This is a genomic window from Vibrio sp. 99-8-1 (genome assembly GCF_013114595.1).
Taxonomy (GTDB): Bacteria; Pseudomonadota; Gammaproteobacteria; order Enterobacterales; family Vibrionaceae; genus Vibrio.
Map to the genome: position 1 here is coordinate 19,601 of NZ_VTXE01000035.1, position 15,922 is coordinate 35,522.

At 41.7% G+C, this 15,922-nt stretch carries 16 protein-coding genes; 6 read left to right on the plus strand and 10 right to left on the minus strand.

The window, feature by feature from the left end; translation table 11 throughout:
• Nucleotides 1–16: 16 nt before the first annotated feature.
• Nucleotides 17–733 carry a sugar isomerase domain-containing protein gene (locus F0227_RS17540; protein WP_171754543.1) on the plus strand — a complete coding sequence of 239 codons (717 nt, stop codon included), beginning with the start codon at nt 17–19 and terminating at the stop codon, nt 731–733.
• Nucleotides 734–933: 200 nt separating this feature from the next.
• On the opposite strand, the gene F0227_RS17545 is transcribed toward F0227_RS17540, so the two are convergent.
• The 4 genes from F0227_RS17545 to norR form a co-directional block, all read right to left on the minus strand.
• Nucleotides 934–1,569, minus strand: a complete 636-nt coding sequence (locus F0227_RS17545) for a hypothetical protein (protein ID WP_171754544.1) — start codon at nt 1,567–1,569, stop codon at nt 934–936.
• A gap of 181 nt (nt 1,570–1,750) precedes the next feature.
• Entirely contained in the window at nt 1,751–2,227 is a 477-nt protein-coding gene (locus F0227_RS17550; RefSeq protein ID WP_171754545.1) for a DM13 domain-containing protein, read from the minus strand.
• 154 nt (nt 2,228–2,381) lie between these two features.
• Complete coding sequence (locus F0227_RS17555) at nt 2,382–2,774, minus strand: SirB2 family protein (protein WP_171754546.1); 393 nt, start codon at nt 2,772–2,774, stop codon at nt 2,382–2,384.
• A 208-nt stretch (nt 2,775–2,982) separates the two neighbouring features.
• Nucleotides 2,983–4,533, minus strand: coding sequence for a nitric oxide reductase transcriptional regulator NorR (norR, locus tag F0227_RS17560; protein ID WP_171754547.1), 1,551 nt, complete (start codon nt 4,531–4,533; stop codon nt 2,983–2,985).
• 197 nt (nt 4,534–4,730) lie between these two features.
• Between norR and F0227_RS21855 the strand changes: the two genes are divergently transcribed.
• Genes F0227_RS21855 through F0227_RS22050 form a run of 3 tightly spaced genes read left to right on the plus strand, consistent with a single transcriptional unit; the run spans nt 4,731 to nt 5,908 of the window.
• A complete protein-coding gene (locus F0227_RS21855; protein ID WP_216613466.1) occupies nt 4,731–5,444 on the plus strand; it encodes an FAD-binding oxidoreductase in 714 nt (237 codons plus the stop codon).
• 8 nt (nt 5,445–5,452) lie between these two features.
• Entirely contained in the window at nt 5,453–5,782 is a 330-nt protein-coding gene (locus tag F0227_RS17570; protein ID WP_345775813.1) for a hypothetical protein, read from the plus strand.
• Complete coding sequence (locus tag F0227_RS22050) at nt 5,783–5,908, plus strand: hypothetical protein (RefSeq protein WP_301338376.1); 126 nt, start codon at nt 5,783–5,785, stop codon at nt 5,906–5,908.
• A 215-nt stretch (nt 5,909–6,123) separates the two neighbouring features.
• Here the strand turns inward: F0227_RS22050 and F0227_RS17575 are convergent, their stop codons facing one another.
• Together F0227_RS17575 and F0227_RS17580 are read right to left on the minus strand one after the other, a co-directional pair.
• Nucleotides 6,124–8,391, minus strand: coding sequence for a nitric-oxide reductase large subunit (locus tag F0227_RS17575; protein WP_171754549.1), 2,268 nt, complete (start codon nt 8,389–8,391; stop codon nt 6,124–6,126).
• 321 nt (nt 8,392–8,712) lie between these two features.
• Nucleotides 8,713–9,294: a DUF938 domain-containing protein gene (locus F0227_RS17580; protein WP_171754550.1), complete on the minus strand. Its 582-nt coding sequence runs from the start codon at nt 9,292–9,294 to the stop codon at nt 8,713–8,715.
• Nucleotides 9,295–9,574: 280 nt separating this feature from the next.
• Between F0227_RS17580 and F0227_RS17585 the strand changes: the two genes are divergently transcribed.
• On the plus strand, nt 9,575–11,179 hold the full coding sequence (locus F0227_RS17585) for an ABC-F family ATPase (RefSeq protein WP_171754551.1): 1,605 nt from the start codon (nt 9,575–9,577) through the stop codon (nt 11,177–11,179).
• Between the two features lie 90 nt (nt 11,180–11,269).
• Here the strand turns inward: F0227_RS17585 and F0227_RS17590 are convergent, their stop codons facing one another.
• A complete protein-coding gene (locus tag F0227_RS17590) occupies nt 11,270–11,527 on the minus strand; it encodes a YdcH family protein (RefSeq protein ID WP_171754552.1) in 258 nt (85 codons plus the stop codon).
• 405 nt (nt 11,528–11,932) lie between these two features.
• Here F0227_RS17590 and F0227_RS17595 point away from each other — a divergent pair, with 405 nt between their 5' ends.
• Nucleotides 11,933–12,115, plus strand: coding sequence for a hypothetical protein (locus F0227_RS17595; RefSeq protein ID WP_171754553.1), 183 nt, complete (start codon nt 11,933–11,935; stop codon nt 12,113–12,115).
• Between the two features lie 72 nt (nt 12,116–12,187).
• Here F0227_RS17595 and mog read toward each other — a convergent pair whose 3' ends face one another.
• The 3 genes from mog to ascB form a co-directional block, all read right to left on the minus strand.
• A complete protein-coding gene (gene mog / locus F0227_RS17600) occupies nt 12,188–12,721 on the minus strand; it encodes a molybdopterin adenylyltransferase (RefSeq protein ID WP_171754554.1) in 534 nt (177 codons plus the stop codon).
• A 113-nt stretch (nt 12,722–12,834) separates the two neighbouring features.
• On the minus strand, nt 12,835–14,256 hold the full coding sequence (locus F0227_RS17605) for a Fic family protein (RefSeq protein WP_171754555.1): 1,422 nt from the start codon (nt 14,254–14,256) through the stop codon (nt 12,835–12,837).
• A gap of 216 nt (nt 14,257–14,472) precedes the next feature.
• Nucleotides 14,473–15,867, minus strand: coding sequence for a 6-phospho-beta-glucosidase (ascB, locus tag F0227_RS17610; protein WP_171754556.1), 1,395 nt, complete (start codon nt 15,865–15,867; stop codon nt 14,473–14,475).
• Nucleotides 15,868–15,922: the final 55 nt, after the last annotated feature.

The window sequence follows — 15,922 nt, forward strand, 5'->3', positions numbered from 1 at the left end:
ATAGGAGAAACAAACAATGTCCGAATATCTTAATTGCTTAATGCCAAAGCTCACCTCGCTTGCGGTAGCAAACCAAAAGGCATTATCTCAGGCAACAGAGTTGTTCGCTCAAGCCATCGTTAAAGACAACATGATACAAGTCTTAGGAACAGGTCATTCGCACATGATTGGTTTAGAAGGGTTTATTCGTGCCGGCGGCCTTGGCAATATCAATGCTATTTTAGACTCAGTATTGCTCACCAATGATGGCGCACTAAGAGGTTCGGCAATGGAGAAATTGCCGGGGATGGCTGAAATAATTTGGAATGATCAGAACATTTCCCCCAATGACGTAGTTATGGTTATCTCCAATTCTGGACGAAATGCGCTTCCGATAGAATTTGCACAAATTGCAAAAACTAAAGGACATCCAGTTATCGCGATAACGTCCGTAGAACAGTCATCTAAATACCCAAGCCGTCATAGCTCTGGTCTGAAATTAATGGATATTGCAGATATTGTCATCGACAATCAGGTTCCCCCTGGTGATGGGTTATGTCAGGTTAACGGTAAAGTAACAGGGGCATTTTCTAGCATAGCAGGCATGATGATCATGAACATGTTGGTTGTAGAATCTCAAAAGGAAGCATTAAAACAAGGCGCCACTCCGCTTATTTTCTCTAGCCAGAATGTAGATGGCTTCGACAATGATTACGTGTACCAACACTTTGGTTCTCGATTGAAATCCATGTAAATGGTTAGTATGTGAGTTGAGCGCAAAATGTAAGATGCCTGTCTTGATTGTTTCCTTGAATAGCGAGAGAAATCTACTATTCACAATGAGCATAAGTATGGTGATTTCAGTGGCAGAATCTGCCACTGAATAATTAGGTTAACGCAAAATAGGGCATGAGCGAGATAGGCTGTTTGAGTCTGTGCTTGTATCAGTTCTGATCACATATCGTAACCCTTTAAATGGTCTTTCTTGAGTTGAATTCTGCCATTCTTTTTAACATTAAACTGTTCGCCTAGCTCAATATGAAGTTGCTTATCCTTATAGAGAATGGGCTTTTTCGTTGATAGCCTATAATTGAACCAAGTTTCATATAGCTCCAATACTGGCATATTAATCATGCTATAAACCAACTGATACTTCTGTACCCAATGGTTATTAACAAAGATGAAAAACTTATTGGCAAATAACTCATCTATCATGGATATATTAACAATGTTTTCTTTAACCAAGTAATTAACCATTTGGAAAAACATAATGTAGTCACCCATGGTTCTACCATCTTCTTCGGTGACTTCAATCGAGTTCTTATCTCTGTTGGACTTAAATTTTTCGTAGATGTAGACTATTTTTTCATTGTCGTGAAAGGTATTGTTTAGGTTGATAACAAACTCAGCTTTAGATACATCATGGTCTTTCTTCAATTGATACCAGATTGCAATAACACCAACTATAGCGGTGACAATAGTTACACTATCAGTAATCGAGTCAATTAAATAATTCTTGGTTAAACCTACTACAGCAAATATTAAAACAATAAGTATGATGATTAAACTTGTATTTCTCTTCCCTTTCATAACCCCTCAATATTTATATTAATCAATGAATTCAATATATTTTTACTATAGATTAAATGAAACGGTAATATTTTGCGAGGAGTGTGGTGGCCTTCTTTGATAGAGGTGAGTGATATTCAATATGCACTCCCACGCGTAGCATGGGAGTGAGAGAAAAAGTTTTAATGGTGTAACGCTACTACTATTGGTACTTGGCGGATGTAATAAACTCGCCAAATGTCTCACACCACACAATGACTGTATTATAGCGAGATAGGTCAATATCTTGAGGAACGTTAACCGCGAAATTTTCAAAGGTTTTTACATTGCCTACAAAAGCCATGTTCGCTTTCAACCGATTAAACTCCGCTTCAGTTTCAACAAACTCAGTAGATAGGTAAAGCTTGTAGTCAGGACCCGGTGCTAGGTTGCCACTTAGTGTGATGTAATCTGAACTTATGGAAACCTCACCTTCACCCCAGTGAAAGGTATCGCTATCTTTGAGGTCTTTTTTAAAAGTAGCAGAATACTGCGCTTGAGAAGATAACTGAGTAACTTCTGACTCCGTGGGTGATGTTGGCGCAATAAGAATTGGCAGCAAATAAATACCCAAGCCTACCCCGAATACCCCCACAGATAAATGAGTCAATATAAGCAATATAATGTGTTTCAACTTCATAGATCCACCATCCTAAAAAATGCCTAGCGTCACGCATCCCGCCTAAATCGCATAAGCTAAAGCTGGCTAACTTATCACGTAAACTCGCTTTGATGCAGAGATAATTATATACAGATAATCCCGAAAGGGGGATGCCATTCCTTCGATTAATCCGTTACCCCATACCAAACAGGCTCGGATTTTTACTGACCGCGAGGCCAAATATAACCACTAGCCAGCTTAGTGCAGCAATAAAAAAGAAAACTCTACTGGCTAAACTTGCCGATCGATTTGTTGACCAAAATCCGCACAAAATATAGAAGACAACAGCGAAAAGTTTATAAGTCAACCAAGGGGCGCTAGCCGTAAATGGAGTAAAACCCGTGATTGATATCAAAGCTATACCGCTACTGAGCAATAACGTGTCGTTAATATGTGGGATACGCTTAAGCAGCCGTGGTATCTCAGGTACCTGTTGCTGTCGATAATATTTCAGGAATCGATAGAGGTACAATAAGACGCTAGTGACTACGGTAAAAAGGTGAAACAGTTTAACTTCTAAGTACATTAGCGCTCCTCTACGGTACGAATAAATGGTTCGCTACCTTCACATGATAAATAGCCTTTCTATTAAACATAACAACTATCATGCCAGAACATAACTCACTGAAAATAAACAACATACAAGCATATGGTGTCATATTGATAACACATGCAGGGCAATCAATATGACATCATATTATCTTTTTGATAATGTCTATTTTCGCAGTTCAATACTACTTTAAATTTAAACGCTTCATTAATCGGTGCAAGTTCGGCGAGTTAACTTTCAACTGCTTTGCTGTGGCACTTAAGTTTTTATTGTTTTCTAAATAAGCACTCTGTACCAGTTGAGTCTGAAAATGATCCAACGCTTCTTTTAAACCAAAATCTCGATATTCAGTCATGTCCGTTGGTACTGATTTCTCCGCCACAGTGTTAATAGACTGAGGAGAAAACACATCAGCAGATAAGTTGAAATGATTCGGTTGCAAAGTGATTCGATCTGAATGGCTAATGGATTTTGCAATCACGGACGCTCTGTTAATGGCATGCTCCAGTTCGCGCACATTGCCCGGCCAAGTATAGCTTTGAATAACATTTAGCGTCGTTGCCGCCAAATTAATATTCGCAATGCCGAGTTTATGCGCACAGCGTTCCGCAAAAAAGCCGGCGAGTAATATAAGATCTTTTTCACGCTCTCTCAGTGGCGGCACAAATATCGGAAAGACACTCAAACGGTGATACAAATCGGCTCGGAAATTACCCTCTTTTACTTCCTCATGCATCACCCGATTGGTCGCCGCAATGATACGAACATTCACTTTAATGTTTCGGTCTTCCCCCACTCGTTGTATGTCACCATACTGAAGGGCTCGAAGCAGTTTAGCCTGTAACTGAAGTGACAACTCGCCAACTTCATCTAAAAATAGTGTGCCGTTATCTGCCAGTTCAAATTTGCCTTTACGGTTACTGATGGCTCCGGTAAAAGCGCCTTTAATATGCCCAAACAGTTCACTTTCGGCAACCGACTCCGGCAAAGCGGCACAGTTTAAATAAACAAGAGGATGTTTCGAGCGTCTGGATTGTGCATGCAGCGCATTCGCTACGAGTTCCTTACCCACTCCCGTCTCTCCCATGATCAGTACAGACAGGTCAGTATCAGCAACGGCATCAATATGAGCTTTAAGCTCTAACATCGAAGGAGACTGTCCAATGATTTCCCCTTGAGCGCTTAACTTTCTAGACCGTCTAGGGACATGTACCTCAACTCCAGCAGATTTCTCTAGCTGATCCATCAGCAACGCAGTATTCAGGCTACTCGCAGCCAGTGCGCTTACAATACGAAGGTCATCATTTTTAAAACTATCAAATTGCTTCGGGTCAAAGGCATCAATGGTGACCGCCCCAATCAAACGCTCTTCCAGCATAAGCGGTAAACCGATACAAGAGTGGACTTTAAGATCTTCATCATGGTTCGCAATAAGGCCGTCGTAAGGGTCAGGTAAGTCGCTGTCAGGAGGAAAACGAACCACATCCCCCGCTCTCGCTATCGCTTCAAGTCTCGGGTGTTGTTCAATATCAAAACGCCGCCCTAACACATCTTCACTTAGCCCATTGATTGCGAGAGGAACAAATTGTTGGTCACGAAAAAGCAACAATGCGGAGGCATCACATTTGAGTGTATGCCGAATCGTTGAAAGCAACCGGTCAAACCTGTCCTGATCAGAAATACCAGAGGTTATATCAAGCGCGACCTGTACCCACTCTTTGCCTACTTGAACCATAAACGTAAATCCTCTCTAAAAAAATTATCTCTATGACAATAGACATTAGCATATCGACAAGTATTTTTAATTATCTAAATGACAACAAAACAATTAAAACCTCAGTAACCCGTTGAATTTGAGCAAGATAATAATTGGCACTGTTTCTGCACCAAGATCAATACAACCACTTGCCACTGATTCAAGAGGAAAAAGTAATGAACAACCAATTAAGCACTCTTATTTCTGCACGAGTCACCCGTAATAAGGCATGGACTGACTCGCTGTTTACACTGACGGTACACTCCCCCAACACCAAATATAAAGCGGGGCAATTTACCAAGCTAGCCATGTTTAATAACAAAGGAGAGCTGATTCGAAGAGCGTACTCATTTGTTAACCATCCGGATAGCCACCTAAAATCAGGAGAGCTCGAGTTCTTAATTGTTGCCGATTCAAACGGAAGCTTGTCTCCCCTTTTACATTCGCTCACACCGGGGGATGAAGTGTTCATTGGCCGTCAAGGAGCAGGTTTTATGACGCTGGATGAAATCCCATTGGATGCTAGAGATTTATGGTTAATATCAACGGGAACCGCTATCGGGCCATTTCTTTCAATGTTGAATGATCGCAAAATAACCTACCGTTTTAACCACTTGGTATTAGGGTCTGTTGACCTTTCGCGACTATTTTTGCCGCAGTTTGTTGGTGCTTTATACAAGGCAGCACCTATGCAGTGTAGTCATCTACACAAATCAGGTGATAACGCAGTAGAAAGTGCCAACAAACGCTGCCCGAAGGGTTCATCTGAAAACACCTTGAGCTATGTTATGAGTCGCTTACATAGAATAACTATGCTGCTCTCCTCATGCCTTGCTCAAACCGCTTTCAGATTGAACAAAATCTGTTCTCGAAAGATCAACAGACCCTAGTACACGCTGTGAGGCATTTTGAAGATTTGGTGTATCAAAATGAGATAAACCAGCTGTTAAGTAAACATCCCGGAAAATTTAAGTATGTTCCTATTGTTTCCAGAGAGACAATAGATGGGATGTTATCCGGAAGAATTCCACAACTGCTCAATAACAGAGAGCTAGAAAAAGCCGCTTGTCTACAACTCAACAAAGACCAAAGCTTCATATATTTGTGTGGAAATCCAGACATGGTTAAATCTACCAGTACAACCTTGAACCAACTTGGGTTTCAAAAACACCGCCGGAGTAAAACCGGTCATTTTAGTTCTGAAAACTACTGGGAAAGGAAAGCATAAATGAAGTTTGTCATCGTTATCATAAAGTACTCTATTGCCCTAGGTGGTCTTGCGCTCGGCTCTATGTTTGTTTCTTATCTGCCTGCTTTAGTTTATCAATTAAGCATTGAGCTGGGACTATTCTAAACCGTTAGAATCCAGATTATTTGAAACTAAGCTATTCGAAACGAATCAACTCAAAACTAATCAACTCAAAGTCAATCAATTCAAAACCAACAAAATGCAGCCTTTGATTACTTTCGCTAGCCAAACAATATGTCTGTCGCTAGGGTTGATAATCAAAGACTGCATATTAAGTGTGTTTGTTTATCCAATCTGTTTGTTGATGGAATTCAATGTAATTAACTTGTCACGGCCTGTTTTGAAGATTTGTTCCCCATAAATGCCAGTAATAACTTTGCAAAGAACCCCGCTAAGAATAGACCACCAAGACCAAACAGAATATCTCCCGGCATACGCAGCCATACGAACATTTCAACCAACTCACTATGAATCACAGCTGGAGAACGCGCATACCAATAACCATGTTCAATCACGGCAAAGAACTGAATGATGCCAACAGGAAGTAGAGACATAAAAATCATCGCGGCAAGACCAATATTAAGCGTCCAAAATGACCATTTAAGCAATTTATCATCCCAGTGAACGGTATCTGAAGACAGGCCACGCAGACAGGTAAGCATTAGACCGATACCGAGCATTCCATAAACACCCATAAAGGCACCATGAGCGTGGGTTGCAGTGGTGTTAAGCCCTTGAATATAGTAAAGCGCGATAGGTGGATTGATGAGGAAACCTAAAATCCCTGCACCAACTAAGTTCCAAAAAGCGGTTGCGACAAAGAACATGATTGCCCACTTATAACGTGCCATCCATACTGCTGATTTGCGCATTCGGTAAGTCTCTACCGCTTCAAATCCAATAAGCGCAAGTGGTACCACTTCAAGTGCCGAGAACATTGAGCCCCATGCAATGACAGAAGTCGGTGTACCGGTGAAATATAGGTGATGCAAGGTGCCTAAAAGGCCACCCGTCAGGAACACGACCGTAGCAAACAGCACGGCACTGTTGGCAGATTGTGCGCGTACTAAACCAAGGCGAACAAACATTAATGCGATTACTGAGGTGGCAAACGTTTCAAAGAAACCTTCTACCCATAAATGAACCACCCACCAGCGCCAGTATTCTGCAATTGCTAGGTTGGTATGTTTACCTTGGAATAAACCCGCACCGTAAAAGAGTCCGATAGCCACACAAGATGCGTATAAAACCCATATTACAGGCTTCATTTCGCCATCTTTAGTCAATGCAGGACGAATAGCAGCGGTTACCAATGCAAGCCAAATCAGCAACCCAACCAGCAGAAGTATCTGCCAGACACGCCCTAGGTCAATATACTCTTGGCCCTGATGTCCTAACCAATAGCTGGTATCAATATCGAAGTACTGCTGAACAGCCATCCATTCTCCGGCCATTGAGCCTAGCACGACGATGACCAACGCAACCCAAAGCACATTGACACCAATACGTTGGAACTTTGGTTCATAATTAGAAAGTGCAGGCGCAATGTAGAGCCCTGTCCCCAACCAAGCGGTTGCAATCCAGAATACCGCAAGTTGAGTATGCCAAGTACGAGTGACAGAGTAAGGTAATATTTCAGCCAACGGTATTCCGTAGAAATCCTGCCCTTCAACAGCGTAGTGAGCAGTAATACCGCCGAGAACAACTTGAAGAAGAAATAACCCTACTGCGGTATAAAAGTATTTCGCCAGCGCTTTTTGAGAAGGGGTTGGTTTAATCCCAAATAACGGATCCGTTTTTGGGTATGCCGGAAGATCGTGCTGCTTTAAAGATGCGTGATACCACGCCAGCGCACCAACACCCGCAATAAGAAAAACAATACTCAGAATCGACCAGACAATATTGTTTGACGTTGGCGTGTTACCCACGACAGGATCAAACGGCCAATTGTTTGTATAGGTGTAGTTCTCTCCCGGACGTTCTGTTACCGCAGCCCAAGCCCCCCAGAAAAAGAAGGCAGAAAGCTTTTCTCGATTTTGTTCCGTCGAGATCGTGCCTTCTTTCATGGCGTAATCTTCCCGTGTCGGCTGGAATGTTGGATCATCTCCAAACAGGCCGACATAGTACTGTTGTAACTCAATAATTGATTTGGCACGTAGGTCCGAAACGGTTAAAACACCCGTTTCTGGATTAAACTGATTTGGTCGAATATCATCTCTTAACTTACTCTCTAAAGAGGCTCTTTCGAATGTATCTAGCTGCGAGAGTGGTTTTAAAAACTGAGATTGTGCAGCAAGATCCAACCATATTTCAGACTCGCGATGAACCCAGTCAGCAGTCCAATCTGGCGCGATATAAGAGCCATGTCCCCAGATAGAACCTAACTGATGACCTCCCATTGTTCGCCAAACCAGTTGTCCATCTTGAATGTCTTTTTCGGTAAAGATTACGTCGCCGCTTGTCGATTTTACAACCGTTGGAATAGGTGGGGCTTCCCTATAAATTTCGCTTCCCAGACTGAGCAAGATGGCAAACGATGTAATACATACGATGACCAATGCTATCAGAGAAAATTTTTGTTTCGTCATTTTCGGGTCCTTTAGTTAAATTAGACCCTCCCCTATTACAATCCTTATGCCAACTTTATACTTGTATAATATCAATGAGTTAAGCTGTACCTTTAAATATATTTATCCAAATGACAATATCAATTTATTATCATCTGGATATGGTATTATCTTAATGACAATCCAAGTAATACAATTTCCGACTGTCTATTTACCAGATTATTTGCCAATAAAGCCTAAGTGGCTCTCCAAATTGTCGTGCTTCACACGGTTACCTTTTTAGAAGCACAGCTGCCTTTTAGACGCTCCACAATCTTGCAAAAATCACCTTCAACGAGTTCATTACTTCTTCCACACCAGTAAGAAGTTGTTTGCTGGCATCGCTATTGTCGCATTCAGCTCCAGTCCCTTACCCCAGTTCGCAAGTTGTTCGATGTCACGAATGCCGCCAAACCCTTTCTGCTTTAATGATTCATCAAATACTCGATTACTGTCACTGGTGAAGTCTCCATCGACCTTCATCGGGCCATACTGACAAAAAACACCTCCTTGAGGAAGGTGCTTAGCCACCATTTCCATCATCAGTTGAGCTTCTTCTATCTGCATTATATGGGTGGTATTTGCGGTAAAAACCGCATCAGCCGAAGCGCAAGGCCATTCGTCCTGACCGATTTTAAAAGCCACTGGCTCCGAGATATTTTCACAGCCAGACTCTGAAATCCATGTTCGGATACTAGGGTGATTTTCCGGCATATCACTGGTATGCCAAATTACATGGGGCAGCTGCGCAGCAAAAAATACAGCATGCTGCCCAGTTCCAGAGCCAATTTCTAATAGCTGTTTACTTTTATTAAGGTAAATAGACAACTGCTCGAAAATGGGCTGCTGGTTTCTTTCACACGATGAACTGACGCGTTTTGACATTATTTTCTCCTATACGATGTCGCGAACTGACAAGCTTTACAAAGTGTTGATTGTTTTCTAAACAGCTCAGGCCTATTTCTTCACGATGAAGAGAGACTACTCGGTAAGCAACTGTTGAAACTATAGCTAACACAGCTATTTTCTGTGACTTACATCTCACATCTATTCTTTGTTAAAGAAACCTGTATAATTCGCCGCCTATCAATCCGTACTTTAACTTCTGTTGATTTGGCATCACTGACTAAGTGATTAACCAGTCTTAATACTTAGGAATACTTTCTTGATTTCAACCGCTAACATCACCATGCAATTTGGCGCCGAGCCTTTATTTGAAAACATTTCTGCTAAATTTGGTAACGGCAACCGTTATGGTCTAATCGGCGCTAATGGCTGTGGCAAATCAACTTTCATGAAAATTCTTAGCGGCGCACTCACTCCAAGTTCGGGCAACGTTTCTATTACACCGGGACAAAAGCTTGGTGTTTTGAGCCAAGACCAGTTCGCTTTTGAGCAATACAGTGTTATCGATGCCGTAATCATGGGTGACAGTAAGTTATGGGAAATCAAAAAAGAACGTGACCGTATTTATTCTTTACCAGAGATGAGTGAAGAAGACGGCATGCTGGTTGCCGAGCTTGAAAGTCAATTCGCAGAAATGGACGGCTATACCGCAGAAAGTCGTGCGGGAGATATCCTCATTCAAGCCGGTATCGAAGAAGAGTTACATTTCGGTTTAATGCAGCAAGTGGCACCGGGTTGGAAACTGCGTGTGCTACTTGCACAAGCACTTTTTGCCAACCCTGATATTTTGTTGCTAGACGAACCAACCAACAACTTGGATATCAATACCATTAACTGGCTGGCAGAAGAGTTAAATCAGCGTAAGTGCACCATGATCATCATTTCCCACGATCGCCACTTCTTAAACTCTGTATGTACACATATGGCCGATATCGATTACGGTGAACTTCGAATCTACCCGGGTAACTACGAGTATTTCGTTGAAGCATCAGGTCTTATTCGCGAGCAATTACTGGCCGGCAATGCTAAAAAAGCAGCGGAAATCAGTGAGCTGCAAGATTTCGTTAATCGATTCGGTGCCAATGCATCTAAAGCTAAGCAAGCAAGTTCCCGCGCTAAAAAGATGGATAAGATCAAGTTAGATGAAGTGAAGTCCTCCAGCCGAGTGAGCCCATCAATCAATTTTGGTGAAGGTAAGAAACTGCATCGTCAAGCACTGGAGCTGCAAGATCTCGGTCATGCATTTGAAGACGAACTGCTATTCGAACAGGGTAACTTACTTCTGGAAGCAGGAACGCGTTTAGCCGTCATTGGTGAAAACGGTGTCGGCAAAACCACTTTGCTACGCTGTTTAGTTCAAGAGTTAGAGCAAAAGCATGGCGTTGTAAAATGGTCAGAAAACGCATCTATTGGTTATTGCCCTCAGGATAGCAGCGCAGATTTTGACAACGATTTAACTATCTTTGATTGGATATCACAGTGGCGCACACCTAAGCACGATGACTTGATGGTACGCGGTATTTTGGGTCGTTTACTTTTCACTGCGGACGATGCGAATAAGCTAGCGAAGAACTGTTCTGGTGGTGAGAAAAACCGTTTACTGTTTGGTAAGTTGATGATGCAGGACATTAATGTTCTGGTTATGGATGAGCCAACAAACCATATGGATATGGAAGCGATTGAAGCTCTTAATGAAGCGCTGAAAAACTACCAAGGAACTCTTATTTTCGTAAGCCATGACCGTGAATTTGTTTCCTCTCTGGCGACCTCGATTATTGATGTGAAAGACAAAAAACTGGTTAGCTTCCAAGGCACTTATAATGAATACCTGTCTCACCAGAGAAAAACATTAAGCGCAGCATAAGCGTTTCTAACTAGTAACAGTCCACATATACAAAGCCGGTTGTCGCAATGCTCGCGACAACCGGCTTTGTTGTAACCTAACTCTAATCAGCTACGCTTTTGCCTGTTCATGGTGTTCAGTAAGTTGTTTATACAACATATCCTTTAACTCAAGACGCTGAACTTTAAGTTCATGCATCGCCTCATCATCGATTGGACTACCTGAAATCTCAAGCTGACGAATATCGTAATCGAGTTCATGGTACTGCTGAAGATCCGCTTTGAATGTAGGATCGTCGTGATTGAGCTGAACAATATCTAATTTCAGGTCAGGAAAATCTAAAATAAAAGCATGGTTTTCATTTAACATCAGCATTCCTTCTTCAGTTCGATAACAACCATTATAGAGCGAGCGTGTAATAGTTTCGGGACAGACACCTCAAAATACCTCTCAATACTGACGCCTTTTAACCATCAATAAAGAAACAAATCAAACTCTTATTGCACCAAAACCAACATTTTTATACCCTAGCCGAGCACTGACACAATTCAGTGTCAGGATTAGACCCCTGCCTTTTAACATCCGGTGTATAGATGCCAGTTTTTACTGAACTCTATGTGCAGCTTCAGCGTACCTTAAATTTATGGTGGGCTGGACAAGGCAGCAATATGCTGGCCGTTACGGATGTGCGGTAGGTCTAACCTTGTTCAGTTCACCACCCAATGATTAGACCCTTTGGATGGTGATTTAGCAAAATTACATCCGGAGAACATTATGTCTCATCTAAATAACCCAGATTTCTATCAACAAGTAGAAGACTTCATTCTTTGTGCTGTTGCCGATAACTCAACAGAAAATCACGCCACCAACACTGAAATCGCCCTATTTCTTTTAACACTGCTTTCCAGTTATAAAAAAGAAGAGTTAGGGCAATCACAGCGTGCGCTTTCTAAATAGAAAACAGATACTGAATTAGCACCTATTGATAACCGATGGCTATTCTGCACATGATGCTGCAATTACTATCGGTTATTTCTGTTTCGGACGAAAAGGTTTTATGACCTCTTCATTGCATTCCAGATAAGGGCCATGCATTAGGTCGATACAGTATGGTATTGCAGGGAACACGGCGTCCAGACATTCGCGAATAGACTTTGGTTTTCCCGGTAAGTTTACAATCAAAGTATCATCGCGAAGACCAGCGGTTTGGCGTGACAAAATAGCGGTAGGAACAAATTTCAAAGACTCCGCACGCATAAGCTCACCAAACCCCGGCATCATACGATCGCAAACGGCTTCTGTTGCTTCAGGAGTTACATCGCGTTTAGCTGGCCCTGTCCCTCCGGTTGTCACTATCAGGCTACACTCTTGTTGATCTGCCATTTTAATCAATGTGGCTTCGATAATATCTTGCTCATCAGGGATCACTTGGTAGACAGGTTCCCATTCAGATATCAAATAGGCATTCAACGTGTCAATAATTGACTGACCAGATAGGTCTTCGTACACACCAGCGCTTGCTCGATCACTGACGGTAACTATACCGATTTTTGCTTTTGTCATTTGTTGTCCCTTTGGCTAATTTGTTATTGGAGAGCAAGTGTAAAGAATAAAGCGCAGCGGATAAACCTTACAAGAAAAAAAACCGCTCATCATGAGAAGTCTGCGTCAACACATCATTCATTTGTTATTGAGTCTTGCCTTTCTTTCCATGCAAAAAACAGACTCTCAGTAACACCAAGAGACACAATCGCCCCACTATGCAGCTTATCAAGTTCAACCGTTGCAATAGAGATAAACTTATCTGCATCTTGAATAGTGTTTTCAGCACAAAACTGCTCTAAATGACGCTCTATTTCATCACCCACGATCATTGCTCTAATAATTTGACCAATTACCTGTTTTCTTTCACGACGATACTTAATTCGATAAGGGTCAATCGCACCAATAGATTTTTCAACTACCTCATACTGAAGGCTTGAGCGCTGATAAGCCCACGCAAAAACTTCTAACGCAGGTTGATGATCACCTGTCTCATAGAAGTAAATCAGTGACTTAATATAGTCATCTTTAGGGACATCCACAAAGCTCAGTGGACAAAGATTTTCTTGGATAAATGGCAAATTACAACCTAGTCGAGCAGTGCGCTTATTTACATCCTCAAAAGCTTGCAGATATGACAAGTGCATTAGCAAGAAGAATGATTGCTCAAACGGATCGATAATTCTCTCCGCTTTTCTAAGCAACAATGTTAACAATTCCTCTAGCTGTTGCGGTGCATTTAACGGCATATACGACGTTTTGCTGATATTAACTTCAATCTGCCTGACCTTACCGCATGCTGAACTATCAGGGAGCAGATCTTGCGATAAAAGTTGATGTAAATTTCTGATTACAAAGGGGGTTACCGCAAGCTCTTCGGCATTCTCAATCAAAAACAGAATCGCTTCTTTGTGATTTAAGATCATAATGGTTTCTTCATCGAACTTACCATTAGCAAGCTCTCCCCCATCCAGCAGTTTTTCTGTATCAAGAATAGAGTAAGTATTCCCCTCCAATCGACTGGAGTTAAACGTTAAATCGATTAGAAGTCTTTGTACAATATCTTTAGCATACGTCCCGGCCGCAAGCTTTTTATTAAAGCGTCTCCCTAGCGAGTGAAGTTGACTCGCCATATCTTCCGATACATAGCGTGTTTCATTAGGGATATAGCGATCAATTAAGGACACATCATAAGACACTTTGGTGCGCGCATAGGATGGAGTGTCAAGATGCTTAAGCTTCTTTAGCGACTGTTGTGAGAACAGAGCATCATTCGCATATTCTGGCGTATCTTCTCGTAGCCTATCATTTCGCAATGACGCTATTGTGTCCTTAGTATTAACTAGGGACATATATTTAACAGCGCTTCGTTGACCTGAAGTGGCAATCTGAGACTCGTCTGTCAACTTTCGCAATCGTCTTTGGAGTGTTTTCTCATTAATATCAAATGGCAACAAAGAACGGACATCACTTCTTGATAAAGGCTTGTCTGCACTTTTGACCGCATTTAGAATTAGTTTAAGCTCTTGCTCAACAGTGGTTAGATTTATCTTCATGCTCTATCCATCACACACTATCTATCATTCTTTATAAACAATAGTTCTGATGCCTAATTGTAGCGTCATTAAGGACAGCCAACAACCACTAAGGACACCATTAAGGACAACACTCACCATCTAAGGACAACATGAGTGGCTAACAGACAAAAGACGAACCAACTGGCTCGCCTTCTATTTGTTTATCAGTTAGAGCAGTAAGGTAGCCAAACCATGTTATTCACCACATAGAGACTGACCTTGTGTTTTGATAACACTTTGATACCAATAAAAACTCTTCTTACGCTTACGCTCTAGTGTACCTAGGCCATCATCGTGACGATCAACATAGATATATCCGTAACGTTTTTTCATCTCTGCGGTTGAATTCGCGACAAGGTCAATGGGTCCCCAGCTTGTAAAACCCATTAGTTCAACACCATCTAAAACTGCTTCTCTTGCCTGAACTAAATGATCATTTAAATATTGAATACGATAGTCATCGTGAATTTCGCCATTGTGGTCAATCTCATCGACGGCACCTAAACCGTTCTCAACAATAAACAGTGGCTTTTGATAACGGTCATAAAGAAAATTCAATAAGATACGCAAGCCTTGGGGGTCAATAAGCCAGCCCCACTCACTCTTATTCAAATAGGGGTTTGGCACACTATCTACGATATTACCGACCTCTTTATGCTTGGGATCAGCACTTGCACAACCACTGGCATAATAGCTAAACGAAATAAAATCCACAGACGCATCAGCTAAGGTTCTAACATCATCATCTTGCATCTCGATATGGATATTGTTTTCGCGAAAATAGCGCAGCATATAGCCAGGGTATTTGCCTCTGGTTTGCACATCACCAAAAAACAACCACTTGTTATTCTCATGCATTGCTGCGATTACATCACTTGGGTTGCAAGTAAGAGGGTAATTAATGGCTCCTAAAAGCATGTTACCAATTCTTCCATCAGGGATAATTGAATGGCATAAACTGACTGCTTTAGCACTTGCCACCAACTGGTGATGAATCGCCTGATAAATTTGCTGTTCCGCAGCCTCTTCTGGCAAACCGACACCAGTAAAAGGAGCATGCAATGACATATTGATCTCGTTAAATGTCAGCCATAACTTTACTTTATCTTTGTAACGTTGAAATACAGTTGTAGCGTATCGCTCAAAAAACTCGATCAACCTACGGTCAGACCAACCACCATAATTCTCAACTAAAGCATAAGGCATCTCATAGTGAGACAGAGTGACAAATGGAGTGATATCGTACTTAGCAAGCTCATCGAAAATGTCATCGTAATAAGCCAACCCTTCTTCATTCGGTTCCAGTTCATCGCCATTTGGAAAAATTCGAGTCCATGCAATGGATAAGCGCAGGCAGTTAAAACCCATTTCATTGAATAGAGAAATATCTTCTGGATAACGATGATAGAAATCTATCGCAATATCTTTAATGCCAGAGTTACGCTCTTCCCGAGATTCGTGCGGATTCAGAATGCCTTTCGGCAACATATCCGCAGTCGATAATCCCTTACCATCTTGTTGATACGCACCTTCTACTTGATTCGCTGCAATAGCGCCACCCCATAAAAAGTCATTTGGAAATTGAATCATAACAACCTCTAAATTTTGTGTTGAAAAAACGGCTACCTATATTGAAACATTTAAC